The 16,257-nt window shown below is 58.6% G+C and carries 7 protein-coding genes; 4 read left to right on the top strand and 3 right to left on the bottom strand.

Going from position 1 to position 16,257, the window contains the following annotated elements; genetic code table 11:
- Window positions 1-6: 6 nt before the first annotated feature.
- From ACYZUA_RS14830 to cobM, 3 genes are all read left to right on the top strand, one after another.
- Window positions 7-714 (top strand): CbtA family protein, encoded by a 708-nt coding sequence (locus ACYZUA_RS14830; protein WP_461959440.1) that lies wholly within the window; start codon window positions 7-9, stop codon window positions 712-714.
- Window positions 711-1,124: a cobalamin biosynthesis protein gene (locus ACYZUA_RS14825; protein ID WP_461959439.1), complete on the top strand. Its 414-nt coding sequence runs from the start codon at window positions 711-713 to the stop codon at window positions 1,122-1,124. Before ACYZUA_RS14830 ends, ACYZUA_RS14825 begins: the two co-directional genes overlap by 4 nt.
- A gap of 83 nt (window positions 1,125-1,207) precedes the next feature.
- Window positions 1,208-1,954, top strand: a complete 747-nt coding sequence (cobM, locus tag ACYZUA_RS14820) for a precorrin-4 C(11)-methyltransferase (RefSeq protein WP_461959438.1) — start codon at window positions 1,208-1,210, stop codon at window positions 1,952-1,954.
- Between the two features lie 176 nt (window positions 1,955-2,130).
- Here cobM and nfuA read toward each other — a convergent pair whose 3' ends face one another.
- Window positions 2,131-2,715, bottom strand: coding sequence for a Fe-S biogenesis protein NfuA (gene nfuA / locus ACYZUA_RS14815; RefSeq protein WP_008150988.1), 585 nt, complete (start codon window positions 2,713-2,715; stop codon window positions 2,131-2,133).
- 198 nt (window positions 2,716-2,913) lie between these two features.
- On the bottom strand, window positions 2,914-5,208 hold the full coding sequence (locus tag ACYZUA_RS14810) for a fatty acid cis/trans isomerase (RefSeq protein ID WP_461959437.1): 2,295 nt from the start codon (window positions 5,206-5,208) through the stop codon (window positions 2,914-2,916).
- A 154-nt stretch (window positions 5,209-5,362) separates the two neighbouring features.
- Between ACYZUA_RS14810 and metH the strand changes: the two genes are divergently transcribed.
- Window positions 5,363-9,073 (top strand): methionine synthase, encoded by a 3,711-nt coding sequence (gene metH / locus ACYZUA_RS14805; RefSeq protein WP_461959436.1) that lies wholly within the window; start codon window positions 5,363-5,365, stop codon window positions 9,071-9,073.
- A 62-nt stretch (window positions 9,074-9,135) separates the two neighbouring features.
- Here the strand turns inward: metH and ACYZUA_RS14800 are convergent, their stop codons facing one another.
- Window positions 9,136-16,203, bottom strand: coding sequence for an NEL-type E3 ubiquitin ligase domain-containing protein (locus tag ACYZUA_RS14800; RefSeq protein WP_461959435.1), 7,068 nt, complete (start codon window positions 16,201-16,203; stop codon window positions 9,136-9,138).
- Window positions 16,204-16,257 lie beyond the last annotated feature (54 nt).

Here is a 16,257-nt window from a genome sequence, read left to right as displayed (position 1 = left end):
GCTGACATGATCAAGCGTATTGCGCAAACCGCAGGGTTCACCGGGCTTCTGGCCGCCCTGTTGCTGACCCTGCTGCAAAGCTTCTGGGTGGCGCCACTGATTCTGCAGGCCGAGACGTTCGAAAAATCCGAGCCGGCCGCTGTTGAAGTTCACGAACACGCCGCAGGTGCTGTCGCCGCTCACACCCACGATGCGCAAGCCTGGGAACCGGAAGACGGCTGGCAGCGTGTGCTGTCCACTACCGGCGGCAACCTGGTGGTAGCGGTTGGTTTCGCCCTGATGCTGGCCGGCCTCTATACCTTGCGCGCACCGACCAAAACCTCCCAAGGCCTGCTTTGGGGCCTGGCCGGCTACGCGACGTTCGTGCTGGCACCGACCCTCGGTCTGCCACCTGAGCTGCCGGGCACCGCCGCGGCTGATTTGGCGCAACGGCAGATCTGGTGGATCGGCACGGCTGCCTCCACCGCGGTCGGCATCGCATTGATCGTGTTCAGCCGTCACTGGCTGATGAAAGTGCTCGGTGTGGCAATCCTGGCCGTTCCTCACGTGATCGGCGCACCACAACCGGAAGTCCACTCGATGCTGGCTCCGCAAGCCCTGGAAACTCAGTTCAAAATCGCTTCGCAGTTGACCAACGTGGCGTTCTGGCTGGCCCTGGGCCTGATCAGTGCCTGGTTGTTCCGTCGCAAAAGCGATGGTCAATACCACGCATGACTGAGATCAGCACAGCGCCGACGTTAGTGGTCGGCCTGGGCTGCCAGCGCGGCTGCCCTGTCAGCACGCTGCGGGCGCTGCTCGATCAGGCGTTACAGGCTCATAAAATCGAACTTCACCAGATCAAGGCGCTGGCCAGCATCGACCTGAAGCGCGAAGAACCTGGCTTGATCGAGTTGGCCGAACAGCTTGCATTACCATTGCAGTATTTCAGCAGCGAACAACTGGCCGGCTATCAACCGCAACTCAGCCACCGCTCGGACATCGCGTTCGAACGCACCGGCTGCTACGGCGTCGCGGAAAGTGCCGCCCTGGCCCTGGCCGAACACCTGACCCAGGCACCGGCAAAATTGCTGATTTCACGACAAAAATATGCCCAGGCCACCTTGGCATTGGCCGGCGCCGCCTAAAATCCCCAATAATCCTCGCCTTCGATCATGAGCAATCTTCATCTGAAGCCTTGCCCAGCCCCTTTTTCTCACAGGAACCGACGATGACCGTCTACTTCATTGGCGCAGGTCCCGGCGACCCGGAACTGATCACCGTCAAAGGCCAACGGCTGATTCGCAGCTGCCCGGTGATCATCTATGCCGGCTCCCTGGTGCCCGCCTCCGTGCTGGAAGGCCATCGCGCCGAACAGGTGGTCAACAGCGCCGAACTGCACTTGGAACAGATCATCGAGCTGATCAAATCCGCCCATACCAAGGGTCAGGACGTGGCCCGGGTTCACTCGGGCGACCCGAGTCTTTACGGAGCAATTGGCGAGCAGATTCGCTACCTGCGCGAACTCGACATCCCGTTTGAAATCATTCCCGGCGTCACGGCCACGGCGGCCTGCGCGGCGCTTTTGGGCGCGGAACTGACGTTACCCGACGTGTCGCAAAGCGTGATCCTGACCCGCTATGCCGACAAAACCGCGATGCCCGCCGGCGAAGAGCTCGGCAGCCTGGCGCAGCACGGGGCGACCATGGCGATTCACCTGGGGGTCAATCATCTGGAGAAGATCCTGGCCGAATTGCTGCCGCATTACGGCGCGAACTGCCCGATCGCGGTGATTCACCGGGCGACCTGGCCGGATCAGGACTGGGTAGTGGGGACGCTTGAAGACATTGCCGCGAAGGTTGAAGCCAAGGGATTTCGGCGCACGGCGTTGATTTTGGTGGGTCGAGTGTTGGGCAGTGATCACTTCAGTGAGTCGTCGCTGTATCGCGCGGGGCATGCGCATCTCTATCGCCCATAAATCCCCTTCGCGAGCAGGTCGAATCGTCGCACCGTCGCTCCCACATTAGAATGCGATCAACTGTGGGAGCGAGCCTGCTCCGGGCGGCGTTCCGACGATGGGGCCATTGAATTTCACCCATAAAAAAACGGCGCTCACGGGGCGCCGTTTTTTTATGTCTGCAGCGAACACCTTACTCAGTAGTAGGCGTTTTCTTTCTGCGTGTGGTCGGTGACGTCACGAACGCCCTTGAGCTCGGGAATGCGCTCGAGCAAGGTGCGCTCGATGCCTTCGCGAAGGGTGACGTCCGCCTGGCCGCAACCCTGGCAACCGCCGCCGAACTTCAGCACGGCGATGCCGTCTTCGACCACATCAATCAGGCTGACCTGACCGCCGTGGCTGGCCAGCCCCGGGTTGATCTCGGTTTGCAGGTAATAGTTGATACGCTCGTTGACCGGGCTGTCGGCGCTGACCATCGGTACTTTGGCGTTTGGCGCCTTGATGGTGAGCTGCCCGCCCATGCGGTCGGTGGCGTAGTCGACTACCGCATCGTCCAGGAACGCTTCGCTGAACGAGTCGATGTAGGCGGTGAAGCTTTTGAGCCCCAGCGCCGTGTCTTCAGGTTTTTCTTCGCCCGGCTTGCAATAAGCAATGCAGGTTTCGGCGTACTGGGTGCCAGGCTGGGTGATAAAGACGCGGATGCCGATGCCTGGGGTGTTCTGCTTGGAGAGCAGATCAGCCAGATAATCGTGGGCGGCGTCGGTAATGGTAATAGCGGTCATGGAAACTCCTCGCAGGCTTGGGCGCAGTTTACGCCAATCATCGCGCCGCACAAAGTCCTAGTATTTTTCTCGGGAAAGAAACGGAGATCCCCTGTAGGAGTGAGCCTGCTCGCGATGGCGTCAGTTCAGCAAAATCGATGCTGACTGTAAGGATGCTATCGCGAGCAGGCTCACTCCTACAGGAGGAAGCGGTCGGACTCAAAGATTCTCATAGCGGTTCATGTCCAGCACGCCCTCTTCCACCGGTTCGGTCTCGTGGACATACCGGCTCAGGTCATGGAAGTAGAACCAGAACTGCGGATGGCTGCGGCGAATGCCCCAGCGCTCGACGATTTTTTCGAAGCGATTGGCGTCCTTGGCGTTTTCCATCTCGTTCACGAACTCAGGCACTTGCTCGGCCGGAATGTTGAACATGAAGTTCGGATAGCTGGTGAGTACGCCCGGGTAAATAGTCACTGTGTCGAGCCCTGGCTGATACCGCCGGGATTCACCGAGCAGGAACGCGACGTTGCTGTGAGCGCGGTTGCGCAGCAGGCTGTAAACCTCACGCTTGCCGCTCGCGGTTTCGATGCGCAGCAGGGTCGCTTCCGGCAACTGATCGATAACCTTCAGCCCGGCCGCCGGGCGCGAAGTCAGGCGACTCAACGCTTGCTCGGCGCTCTGCAAGGCCGGGTCGATGTTCGGCCGCGAGCAATAAGCGCCGTCACAACGGTTGATCGGATCCGGCTTGGCGTTGAGGTCGCCGTAACGGGCCAGCAACTGCAGGGCGAAATCGCGTTTCGGGTCCTTTTCGTCCAGTACCAGTGCTGTCTCTTTGTCGTTGTCGATGGCCTCGTAGTCCAGCCACATCTTGAATTTGCCGCCACTCTGGTACCAGTCGTCGAGATAATCGTCGCGTGAATCGGCCGGCATCAGGCGCAGGAAATTCTGCTCGGCGCCGTTGCGGATCAGGTCGAAGTACAGCCGGGTTTGCGCCTGATGGGAGACGTTGCCGAACACGTCGAAATTGACTGCCAACTGATAATAGGTGCGCTCCAGCAGCGGGAAGTCGAACAGCCACATCGTTTGCGGCACGTCACCGATCAGGCCTTTGTTCACCGAGGCACTGTCGAAATGCCGGAAGATCGACAGCAAGGCGTTATCGTTGCCAGCCCATAAGGTCGACCAGCTCGGCGCCGGCGTATCGGCGTAACTGTCACGGCGCAGCGCCTCGTACTCGTTACGCTTGTCGCGGTAGTCATGCCACAGGCTCAGGACGCTGCCGACATCGTCGTTCTGCCCTGGCATCGCCAGCAACGGCGTGACCTGACCGCGGTAATTCGGATCGATGATGTAGAGGTCGTGCTCCGGCGCCTGGAACAGTGCCCAGAAGTTATCGCGGATCACGTCGGTGGCGATCTGGCCGCGGCACACCGGGCCACGAATAAACGTACGGACGAAGTATTCGGCGTTATCGAGCATGAACTGATAACGCGCCTGGGCCGGGATCGCCTCGAACGTGGTGAACGGATTGGCCCGACGCTCCGCCCCGTAGCCTGGCAAGGCGTCGACCTGCCAGTTGCCGTTATAGAAGAGGCTTTTGATCCGTGCCATCTTCGCCGCGCTCAACGGGTAGGTGATGTGGGTCTTTTGCACAATCACGCCTTGCACCGGCCACAAGCGGTAATACACCTGCGTACCCGGATCGTCATTCGGGCGGCGGGTATTGATCAGATCGATAGGCTGGCCGGTCGGCGTGCGCGAACGCACCCACTGAAAGAAATGCCCCGGCTCGCCTTCCTTGAAATAGAGATGAGCGAGAAACCAATGCTCGAACAACCATCGCCCCACCAGACTTTGCCGTGCGCCCGGTGCGTTGAGCAGGTTTTCCCACTGCACCACCTGCAACGCTTCTTTGGCGCTCGGCACAAGACCTTGCTCGTCAATCGGCGCGCCGGACGCCAGCCAGCGTTGCAGCGTCTGGTACTGCTGGTCGGTCAGGCCGGTGACCGCCAGCGGCATGCCTTCTTTGGGATGTGATCTGGCGTAGCCGTCAAACTCGGCCGGCATGGCGCATGTGTTTTCCCGGTTCAGACCAAGGACGATGTCCTCCGGCAACCTGGCATTGGGTTGCAACGGGGTGTTGTGGCCCAACTCGAGCATCCGCGCCATCAATGTGGCCTGACTGCCCTGTGCGTCGAGCACCGAATAGAAGTCCTTTTGCTGCCAGGCGCGTTGGCCGAAGGCGTCATAAAACAGCCGGGTCGGCGCGGCAGCCTGGCGGCGATCGCCAACGTAGACCGGGACCTTGGTCGCGCCACGAGCAGCCCCTTCGCCACTGCCCAGATTGAGCTGACAGGCGGAGTCATAGCAGGCATGGCAGGCCACACACTTTTCGGTGAAGATCGGTTGAATGTCGCGGCTGTAGGAAATGGCAGAAGGAATGGCCGGATCCTGCGCGGCGGCGCCCCAGCTTAAAAACAGCAAAACCATGCTGATGACGCGAAAAGACATATCCCTGGTCCCGATCATGAAAAATCGCCGCGATTCTACCGGTCTGCACCCCGCTCCAACATGAGCGATATTCATGCAAAACCGGGACATGCTCTAAAACCGCACAGGTTTGTTATTATCCCGCCCCTTCGTCATGGTCTTCCGAGTAGTCCAAATGTCCGATCGCAGTGTTCGCCTTCAAGCTCTCAAGCACGCCCTCAAAGAGCGCATCCTGATTCTCGATGGCGGCATGGGCACGATGATCCAGAGCTACAAGCTCGAGGAGCAGGATTACCGTGGCAAACGCTTCGCCGACTGGCCAAGTGACGTCAAGGGCAACAACGACCTGTTGATCCTGACGCGCCCGGACGTGATTGGCGCCATCGAAAAAGCCTACCTGGATGCCGGCGCGGACATTCTGGAAACCAACACCTTCAATGCCACCCAGGTGTCCCAGGCTGACTACGGCATGCAAGGCCTGGCGTACGAGCTAAACGTAGAAGGCGCACGCCTGGCGCGCAAGGTTGCAGACGCCAAGACCCTGGAAACCCCGGACAAGCCGCGCTTCGTTGCCGGCGTGCTCGGCCCTACCAGCCGCACCTGCTCGCTGTCGCCTGATGTGAACAACCCCGGCTATCGCAACGTGACCTTTGATGAACTGGTGGAAAACTACACCGAGGCCACGAAAGGCCTGATCGAAGGCGGCGCCGACCTGATCCTGATCGAAACCATCTTCGACACCCTGAACGCCAAAGCGGCGATCTTCGCGGTGCAAGGTGTGTACGAAGAACTCGGCGTCGAGTTGCCGATCATGATCTCCGGCACCATCACCGATGCCTCCGGTCGTACGCTCTCCGGCCAGACCACCGAAGCGTTCTGGAACTCCGTGGCCCACGCCAAGCCAATCTCGGTCGGTTTGAACTGCGCCCTCGGCGCCAGCGAATTGCGCCCCTACCTGGAAGAGCTGTCGAACAAGGCCAGCACCTACGTTTCCGCGCACCCTAACGCCGGCCTGCCGAACGAATTCGGCGAGTACGACGAACTGCCGTCGGAAACCGCCAAGGTCATCGAAGAGTTCGCCCAAAGCGGCTTCCTCAACATCGTCGGCGGTTGCTGCGGCACTACCCCGGGCCACATCGAGGCCATCGCCAACGCCGTGGCCGGTTATGCACCGCGTGAAATCCCGGACATTCCAAAGGCCTGCCGCCTGTCGGGCCTGGAACCGTTCACCATCGATCGCAACTCGTTGTTCATCAACGTCGGCGAGCGGACCAACATCACCGGTTCAGCCAAGTTCGCCCGCCTGATCCGTGAAGACAACTACACCGAAGCCCTGGAAGTCGCCCTGCAGCAGGTTGAAGCCGGCGCCCAGGTGATCGACATCAACATGGACGAAGGGATGCTCGATTCGAAGAAGGCCATGGTGACCTTCCTCAATCTGATTGCCGGTGAACCGGACATCTCCCGCGTACCGATCATGATCGACTCCTCCAAGTGGGAAGTGATCGAAGCCGGCCTCAAGTGCATCCAGGGCAAAGGCATCGTCAACTCGATCAGCATGAAAGAAGGCGTCGAGCAGTTCATTCATCACGCCAAACTGTGCAAGCGCTACGGCGCCGCCGTGGTGGTGATGGCCTTCGACGAAGCCGGCCAGGCCGACACCGAAGCGCGCAAGAAAGAAATCTGCAAGCGCTCCTACGACATTCTGGTCAACGAAGTCGGCTTCCCGCCGGAAGACATCATCTTCGACCCGAACATCTTCGCCATCGCCACCGGCATCGAAGAACACAACAACTACGCTGTGGACTTCATCAATGCCTGTGCCTACATCCGCGACGAACTGCCGTACGCGCTGACCTCCGGTGGCGTGTCCAACGTGTCGTTCTCGTTCCGCGGCAACAACCCGGTGCGCGAGGCGATTCACTCAGTGTTCCTGCTGTATGCGATCCGCAACGGCCTGACCATGGGTATCGTCAACGCCGGCCAGCTGGAGATCTACGACCAGATCCCGGCCGAGCTGCGTGACGCCGTGGAAGACGTAGTGCTCAACCGCACACCGGAAGGCACCGACGCCCTCCTCGCCATTGCCGACAAGTACAAGGGCGATGGCAGCGTCAAGGAAGCCGAGACCGAAGAATGGCGCGGCTGGGACGTCAACAAGCGTCTGGAGCATGCGCTGGTCAAAGGCATCACCACGCACATTGTTGAAGACACTGAAGAATCCCGACAGTCGTTCGCTCGCCCGATCGAAGTCATTGAAGGCCCGTTGATGTCGGGCATGAACATCGTCGGCGACCTGTTCGGCGCGGGCAAAATGTTCCTGCCGCAGGTGGTGAAATCCGCCCGCGTGATGAAGCAGGCCGTGGCCCACTTGATCCCGTTCATCGAACTGGAAAAAGGCGACAAACCGGAAGCCAAGGGCAAAATCCTCATGGCCACGGTAAAAGGCGACGTGCACGACATCGGCAAGAACATCGTCGGCGTGGTGTTGGGCTGTAACGGCTACGACATCGTCGACCTCGGCGTGATGGTGCCGGCCGAAAAAATCCTGCAAGTGGCCAAGGAGCAGAAGTGCGACATCATCGGCTTGTCCGGCCTGATTACGCCGTCGCTGGATGAAATGGTCCACGTGGCCCGCGAGATGCAGCGTCAGGACTTCCATCTGCCACTGATGATCGGTGGCGCGACCACCTCGAAAGCGCACACGGCGGTGAAGATCGAGCCGAAATACAGCAACGACGCAGTGATCTACGTCACCGACGCCTCCCGCGCCGTAGGCGTGGCGACGCAGTTGCTGTCCAAGGAATTGAAACCGGCGTTCGTCGAGAAGACCCGCCTGGAATACATCGACGTCCGCGAGCGCACCGCCAACCGTAGCGCCCGTACCGAGCGCCTGAGTTACCCGGTCGCCATCGCCAAGAAACCGCAGTTCGACTGGAGCACTTACGCGCCGGTCAAACCGACGTTCACCGGCGCCAAAGTGCTGGACAACATCGACCTGAAAGTCCTGGCCGAATACATCGACTGGACGCCGTTCTTTATCTCCTGGGACCTGGCCGGCAAGTACCCGCGGATTCTGCAGGACGAAGTGGTCGGTGAAGCCGCCACTGCGCTGTTCGCCGATGCCCAGGAAATGCTCGCCAAGCTGATCGACGAAAAACTCATCAGCGCCCGCGCGGTGTTCGGCTTCTGGCCGGCCAACCAAATGCGTGACGACGACATCGAAGTCTATGGCGATGACGGCAAGCCGATTGCCAAGCTGCATCACCTGCGTCAGCAGATCATCAAGACCGACGGTAAACCGAACTTCTCCCTGGCTGACTTCGTTGCACCGAAGGACAGCGAAGTGACCGACTACGTGGGTGGTTTCATCACCACCGCTGGGATCGGCGCCGAAGAAGTGGCCAAGGCCTATCAGGATGCCGGCGACGACTACAACTCGATCATGGTCAAGGCACTGGCCGACCGCCTGGCCGAGGCTTGCGCCGAGTGGCTGCACCAGCAGGTCCGTAAAGACTACTGGGGTTATGCCAAGGACGAGACGCTCGACAACGAGGCGCTGATCAAAGAGCAATACACCGGTATCCGCCCTGCCCCGGGCTACCCGGCCTGCCCGGATCACACCGAGAAATCCACGCTGTTCAAGTTGCTGGACCCTGAGGCCTCGGAAATGAAAGCCGGCCGCTGCGGCGTGTTCCTTACCGAGCACTACGCGATGTTCCCGGCGGCAGCGGTCAGTGGTTGGTACTTCGCTCACCCGCAGGCGCAGTATTTTGCCGTGGGCAAGATCGACAAGGATCAGGTGCAGAGCTACACGTCGCGTAAGGGTCAGGAGTTGAGCGTGACCGAGCGGTGGCTGGCGCCGAACCTGGGTTACGACAACTGATGATGGTCCCGGGAGTCGACTGGTGCGACTCCCGGGGTTCTTGTGAAAGCTGCAGCTAAACGTTACAGCCCCACCAGCGTCCGTTCTTTTTCAGACAATTCGCGCACCAACTTTCCTTGCTCGAAGAGAAGGTCTGCCTCTATCGCCCGCATGGCGGTTTTGTACTGCTCCTGCGCGCCTTCGCCGTAATTTGGATACGCCTCGTCTACATCATGCTCTCTGCCTGCAAAACCCTCCCGCACCTGGGCGAACCGTTCAGGGTATTTGCCCTTCAAATAGTCGCTCCAGTACTCGCGGCCGACCAAATCATCCATAAATGCCGATGATTGTTCTGCCGCGATCACTTCAGCATGGGCCGCATCCAGCATGGCAGACGAAACGTTGCCGCTGTAGCGCATGCCTCTTGGTTGCCCTGGTAACTCAAGTCGCTCGGCAAGGCCGATACGATAGGCCAACCGCACTTCCGCCGGATCAATTGAACGGCGGCTTGCCTGTCGCTGGACAATGTCGCGGTTAGCGATTTCCTCGACTTTCCCAAGGCGAAACAAGCTCCTGCCAAGTCTGAACAAGACGTTGCCTTGTTGGCCCGGGGAAACTGACTTCGCAGTCTCAAATTCGAAAGCCTTCACTTCTATATCGCTGAACAACAGGATTTGACCATCAACGCAGGTTGCGCCAGACCTCGCCATTTCGAATATCGTATCCCTCAGACCAGCGTCGCTATCGGCCACCCTCAGTACGGTATGGACCCGCCGCACAAGATCAGAACGTCCCGTCAGGAAGTCTGTCGTACCTTCCATTTTCATCAGCAGATTGAAGAAGAAGTGATTGTTTTGCGCTTGCTCGAAGTCATTCCATATCCGTATCAATTCCTCTGAGTCGGCTGCTGACGGAGCGATCCATCGCTCACGGGCGTCGGTACCTGTCACCTCATCCATATCCACTTCTACGTCACTTGCGATCGAGTCATCGCTATCGTTAAAGCTGTCGCTATGGCTGCTGCTATCAATCCGCTCCAACGCCTCGTCAATCTCTTCTAACGTCCATCCCACTATCTGCTCGCCCTCCCGCACCTGATTACGCAGCATTAGCAGGCTCGCGCCATCCAGATCGTTGCTGGCCAGACTCGTGCCCGCCCGCAATACCCTGTACCCATCGGCCATCAGGATCGGCGGGATTGACTCGATCATGTTGTCGCGCAAATCCAGTGCGCTGAGCGAGGGCAGCTGAAGCGTTCCCTGCGGCCAGATGACCAGGCGATTGCCACTCAGATCGAGGGCCTGCAAACGGGCAAGAGGGCTGACATCCAGCGACTCAAGCCAGTTTTCCGCCAGATTCAAAGACTCCAGGTTGCTCAATCCTGCAAGCTGACGCTGGAGCTGAGGCGCATTGGTAAAACGGTTGTTGACTGCCGAAAGTCGCTTGAGGCTGTTCAGTGAAATCACGGACTCTGGCAAGGCATACAACGCGTTGGCATTCAGCGCCAGGGTATGAACATGAGTAAACGCGCCGAGAAAATCGCTTAGCCCCTCTTCTCTCAGATACACGTTGTTCAGGTTCAACGCACCAACATGAGCGAAGTCGGCGGGTAGAGCCGGGAGCTTGCCCAAGGGGTTATCGGACAGATCGAGGATGTAACCTCCCGATGCATTCTCCACGGCCTGCACCCCGCGGAGGTTCTGCCTCCAGCACGCCATTATCCGGTCAGCCGCCTGACGACGCTCGGTGGCTGCAATCCACACAGGAGGAGAGGATTCCCCCATTCGCTGTGGTTGGGTTTCGATCCATGTGTTCAGGGTCTTCGTCAATGCCTGATGTTGGCTGTCCCATTTGGCCAATTGCTCATACAGGGGGCCAGCGCCGCCATGGCGTAACGTCATTTCATCAATCATCTGTATCACCTCGGCGCCTGGCAGATCCGGGTCAAGCCTTCGCAAACGGGCTTGCGGGGTCAAGCGTGTCAGGTCATTGCCAGGTACAACGGGCAGGGGCAGTAACAAGTCCGGATTTTGCGCGACCAGAACCGGAAAATACTCGGGTTCACCCAGGGTGATGCCCGCCTGCAAGAAGGCTCTGGAAATACCCATGGGCTGATCGGAAGAAGTACTCGCCAGCAAATCGGCGCGCGCCTTGGCCGTCAACCGACAGCCAGTCATATCGATCCTTAGAGCGTCATGGCCGGTCAGGGCAGCCTCGGGAATCGTCGTGATCGCGCTGTTGTTCAACTCGAGCTTGCCGAGGCCGGACAAGTCCAACGCGCCTTTTGGCCAGTCTTTAATGGCGGTATGACCCACACGCAGGGTCTTCAAGCGGGTCATGGCACTGACATCCAGCGAATCGAGCCGGTTATAGCGCAAGTCCAGGCTTTCAAGGGCAGTCAACCGGTTCAAGCGTTGTTGCAGACTCGAGGTAACTGTCAGGTGATTTCGGCTCAGTTCCAGATCAATGAGTTTTCCGAGGTTGCCCAATTCCGCCGGAAGATCCTGCAATTGATTGCCACTCAGATCCAACTGGCGAAGGTCGGTAAAGCCGCTCAAAAAACGACTGAAATCTTCGGACGAGACAACCACACCCGACATTTTCAGAGTTTGCACATGGGCAAAATTGGTGGCTGACAACGCTGGCAGTTCAGGCAGATCGCCCAGCGCCCAGCCGGACAAATCAAGATTCGATGAAATGATTTGTCGCGGCATGACAGGCCATGGCCGCACTGTTGAAGGTCCGGCCTGAGGTTGCGAAGACTGTGCCTCCTCCGTACCGCCATAGCGTTTACGCAGACCATCACGCCAACACTCACGGATTCGCCGGGCAACGGATTCTCGTTCCCGAATGTTGATTTGCCGGCCATTGGCTCTTGCTGTTCGCTGCTGCCACGCCTCCAGTTGCTGTCGCAGTGCCTGTCCATCCTGGCGCAGTGCATTGATCCGGGCCAGCAACGCCCGCCCCGCCAACCCCTCAGCTTTCATTCGCCCAAGGGCAATCTTCGCAAGTTCGTCGCTTGTCTCCAGGGCGTTGTGTAGCGTGCCTTGGCAATAACGATCGAGCATTTGCCCGGTATCCAGCAAATGCGCAGGATTGTCGTGCACATACTCGTATGCCTTCACGAAGTCCTCAGTGCTCAGCCTGGCCCAGTTGAGTTTCATGCCAGGCCACAGTAATTCATGACCGGATAGCCATTCAGAGGGAAGTGTCTTGACGCTTGAGTGAGCGAGATCCAGCGACCTGAGCTGCGGTAATTGCAGAGCGCCCTTCGGCCAGACCTCTGTCGTTCCGTACACACTCAACGAATGCAGTTGAGTCAGGCGACTGACATCCAGCTCGCCCGCCATGCCGATCACGTCCAATCGTTGCAGTTGTGGCATCGCGTCTATCACCGATTGGGCAGTTTCGGTGAACTCCGGACCCAGCGGCCCTGCCATCTCCAGCTCACGAATACTCGGCTGAGCCTTTAGCCTCTCGGCCAGTTGAACCCTATCGACGCCATCCTGGATCCCCACCTTCAGCGACCGGGCATTGGGGAATTGGCGCATAAAGGCTTCCGGTGTCTGACTCAATACTCCACCAACGCTCATGCTCAGACGACTTACGTGAGGAAAATTGCCGGCCAGTTCCGGCAGGCTGTCAGCAGCATGCACATCCAGAAAAACACTGGCATCGCCATCGTAAATACCCCTCTGCTGCCAGGCGTATTGAATGTTGCGTGCGACTTGATGGCGGACAGTATTCTGGCCGCCGCTGGTTACCCATTGTTCGAGCTGCGTCGTCAGTGCCTCGTATTCCCGGCCCCGCATGTTCAGAAAATGGGCAATCTGCGTTTCGGTCATGCCATCACGCGCAAGCCTGATGACCATCAATTCCGCCAACTCATCGGAGAAGATCGGATAGACATCGCGCAACCTGGAGACCAACGAGGGATTCACCATTGCTCCGGCACCTCGCCCACTCAATGGGTAGCCGACCCTGCCGTCGGCCAGTCGCACCGGTGGACGGAATCGTGGCGTGCTGGCGTTGGGCACGAGGGTTTCCATCATCTGATCACGGAGGCCCATGGCATAGGTGGTCAATGTCTTTTGTAACCTGGCACTCTGCGCCACTTGAGGCACGCCCAACTGAGTGCGGACGTCGTCCGGCAACGTATGCATGACCGAAGAGAAAAAGTTGTCGCCTTCTTTCGGCACGCTGTTCAACGAGTTTTTTTGCTGGTCGAACGCCTGAAACTGGTTCACTTGATGATGTTGATAGCCGTCCTTGACCAGGTATTTGACTTGCTCGGCCGTCTCGCTACCGATGCTGTCGAGCAGTTTTCCACCGCAGTCGCCATGGCGAACTTCCAGGCGCAAATTTTTCGGCCAGCCCGGGAGTTTCTCAAGGCTGTGCAGCGCCAGGCGCCGGCTGTCGGATGACGCCATACTCTCCAGCTGCAATCCGGCCAGGGCCTTGTTCAGCCGAGTCACCCGGGCGCGCGCACGTCCCTTGAGCAACAGACTGGTGGGGAGTCGGCCGGTTTGTTTGATGTGCAGCCGTTCCTTGGCGGTGGCACTGGCCAGAACTTCTTGCGCCGCGTCCGTCGACAGACTGGGGAAAGTACGTTGCAGCGCCTTAATTTCACGCGTTGTTGCCTTGGAGTCCTGGCTGAGTGTGTCGAACAATGAGGTTTTGTTGTCCGAAAGGTGGTCGCCAAGCTGTTGTCGAAAAACCGTTTCACGCTCTGCCTTGACCCGCGCACCTTCACCTCCCAGCAAGCGAACGATTTCTTCCTCATCCAGTGCCTCAAGCACTCGTTCGGGCAATTTCCCGGCTGACACCTCCTCACGGGAAATCCTGATGCTCGGCTTCACGGATGTCGACGCCTCACCGTAGCGGGACGAAGCACTGCTCAGGCTTGCATTGTCGAACACATCGATCACCCGCCCCTGCGGCCAACGCGGCATATTGATCACTTGCGGCAAGATCGCGTTGTAGCGGCTGTCCGGCACCGGTTGATCGAGACGAATTCGTTCAATCATTTGATTGAGCTGACGGTCGATTTGAAACTGCCGCAACGTGTCGGATAACGCTGATGGCAAGCGCAGGTTATCCGTATGGATCTTGCGCAACGCGTCGTCGTTAACGCCGCTGATGTCGGTGATTTTCTCCAGCGTCGCCGCGTCAATACCATCGGTGACCGGGCCAAGACGTCGTAACAAGGTGGCACGATCCCACTCCAGCGGGCGCTCGAAGCGATGACGCCACGCGCCCTCACCGTTGTGTTCAAGAACGGGGGAGTAAGCGTTCGGGTCCGTCGGGTGCTTGAGGCGCCATTTGTTCAGCGTGGGGTCGAAGGTTTTTTCGTAGACGTTACCATCGAGTCTGATATAGCTCTTGCCGCCCACTTGATACTGCCCAAGCTTGTCGGGCTTGAACCCTATCGGCAAGACCCTGTCGCTCAGGTAAGGCGTCAAGCCAGGCCGCCACAATTGTTCGCTGCCAAACGGCAATTTGACCTTGATCAGGTCATCGACGATGGGTGTGGACAGCACGGGCGCTTTACTGATAACCGCGCCTACAGCCGCCATAAATGCCACGTTCACGGCCACTGACTTCAAGTAACCCCAGGCCTGATCCGTGTCCCCGATGCTCCACGCTTCAACCCCGTGATAAATATCTGTGGTCAGTTGCACAGCCATCACGGCCATCATTACCTCGCCGAGGCCAGGCACAAAAAATGCCGCCACGTTGAGTATGCTCAGTCCCCACTCGGCATAGTGTGCGAGTCGCTCATACCACGCGTCATGATCGACCTTGGCCGTTGGCACCGCCAGTTGCTCGGCAGTCTCCTTGAGGCGCGTCTGGTGCCGCGTGTACAGCTCGTCGAACAGCTGTGTGTCAAAAAATTCTTCACTGATATCAAGCGTCGGCTCGTCCCGGTAAACGTGTTCGTAGATGCCGTCTATGTGCCCCAGGAGGGTCTGTTTACGGTAAGGAAAATCCGGGTTCCATTTGAGTGTTTGCAGAGCAGACTTGATCTTGCCGAGGAACTTGCCCGCATCACCGTGGGGGATGAGCCTGAGGAAAGAGCGCTGGTAATTCACGTCGCGCAGCCTGTAGCTCAGGTCATTTTCAAAGGACTTGAGCGAGGCATATTCCATGACCGGCGCCACCGGATCACCCGGAATACAGACGATGATCCGCGAGTCCTGGTAACCCAGTACGTCAAACAGGTTTACACCGGGATTGCTCCAGCTGAAGTTGACCTTTTTACCTTTTCGCCGGCTTGCGCCAATGACAAACAACTCACTGACAGGCGACCCCAGCACATGCAACTGACTGCAAGTGACGCGCTCACCGTCCAGTGTTGGCGATTTGTCGCCGTTGAGCACGGCCAGCAATGTGCTGTAAGCCGATGGCGTGATCAGCGATTTGAGGTGGGCGATATGGGCATGCACCCGCAGACTGTCCGTCCACGCGCCGAGCGTTTGGGTGCGCACGATGGCTGCCCTGTCTGCGGCGTCAAACACCGCTGTCAGGTGTTCCTGATACCGCTTTCCGATATCCAGTTCACGGCATAGCGAGGCGAAATCGGCGGGCTTTATTGGTAGCTTCTTGATCCTGTAGCGTGTTGAAGGGCCCTTTTGCGGATAGTCCCAACCGTAAGGTCCTCCTTGAGTTTCCAGATAGGCAGCCCGTACACCTCGTTCAGCAATGACCTCACCTTCATCAAACACCTGGTCTTCTTCAAAATTGCGCAGTGCCAACTGCAGCAGTGTCTGGTGAGTGATCAGCGAGCCTGCAAAGGGCTCGTAGAGCCAAGTCTGCGCAACATCAACTTTCAACCCGAACTTTTTTTGCAACGCCGCTTCGAGCAACGGTTGCGCGAATTCGGTGACCCCTTTGAGCCCGGCGAGTGTTTTTGCCAGGGTTTCGTTGGCGGTTCGACTGCGCTTCTGGTCGTCCCGTACAGTGCGTCGTTGGTCGCTGGAGGCCTTTTGAAACCAGTCCGGCATGGCATTCTCGGCCAGGCCTCCCGGTGTTCTCGCCCGATCCAGAGCCCGGATGTTTGCCGGGGTCAGGTGGCGAATCCGATCATGCAGCTTTTTTTTGATGAAATGGTTATGAAGGCCCTTTTCCTGGGCCGATGGGATTCCACTCATGTGGCAATACCTGATGCTGTCAAATGAAGCACCAGTCAATCAGCAGGTTTGTCG

Source organism: Pseudomonas sp. LS2P72, assembly GCF_054897865.1.
Note: the sequence above shows the minus strand (reverse complement) of the source record. Positions and strands in the feature narration are given on the sequence as shown.

Excerpts from the sequence above, each read along its gene's own strand:
- ACYZUA_RS14830 (WP_461959440.1), top strand. The coding sequence starts at position 7 with ATGATCAAGCGTATTGCGCAAACCGCAGGGTTCACCGGGCTTCTGGCC.
- ACYZUA_RS14800 (WP_461959435.1), bottom strand. The coding sequence starts at position 16,203 with ATGAGTGGAATCCCATCGGCCCAGGAAAAGGGCCTTCATAACCATTTC.
- nfuA (WP_008150988.1), bottom strand. The coding sequence starts at position 2,715 with ATGACCGCTATTACCATTACCGACGCCGCCCACGATTATCTGGCTGAT.
- ACYZUA_RS14825 (WP_461959439.1), top strand. The coding sequence starts at position 711 with ATGACTGAGATCAGCACAGCGCCGACGTTAGTGGTCGGCCTGGGCTGC.
- cobM (WP_461959438.1), top strand. The coding sequence starts at position 1,208 with ATGACCGTCTACTTCATTGGCGCAGGTCCCGGCGACCCGGAACTGATC.
- metH (WP_461959436.1), top strand. The coding sequence starts at position 5,363 with ATGTCCGATCGCAGTGTTCGCCTTCAAGCTCTCAAGCACGCCCTCAAA.
- ACYZUA_RS14810 (WP_461959437.1), bottom strand. The coding sequence starts at position 5,208 with ATGTCTTTTCGCGTCATCAGCATGGTTTTGCTGTTTTTAAGCTGGGGC.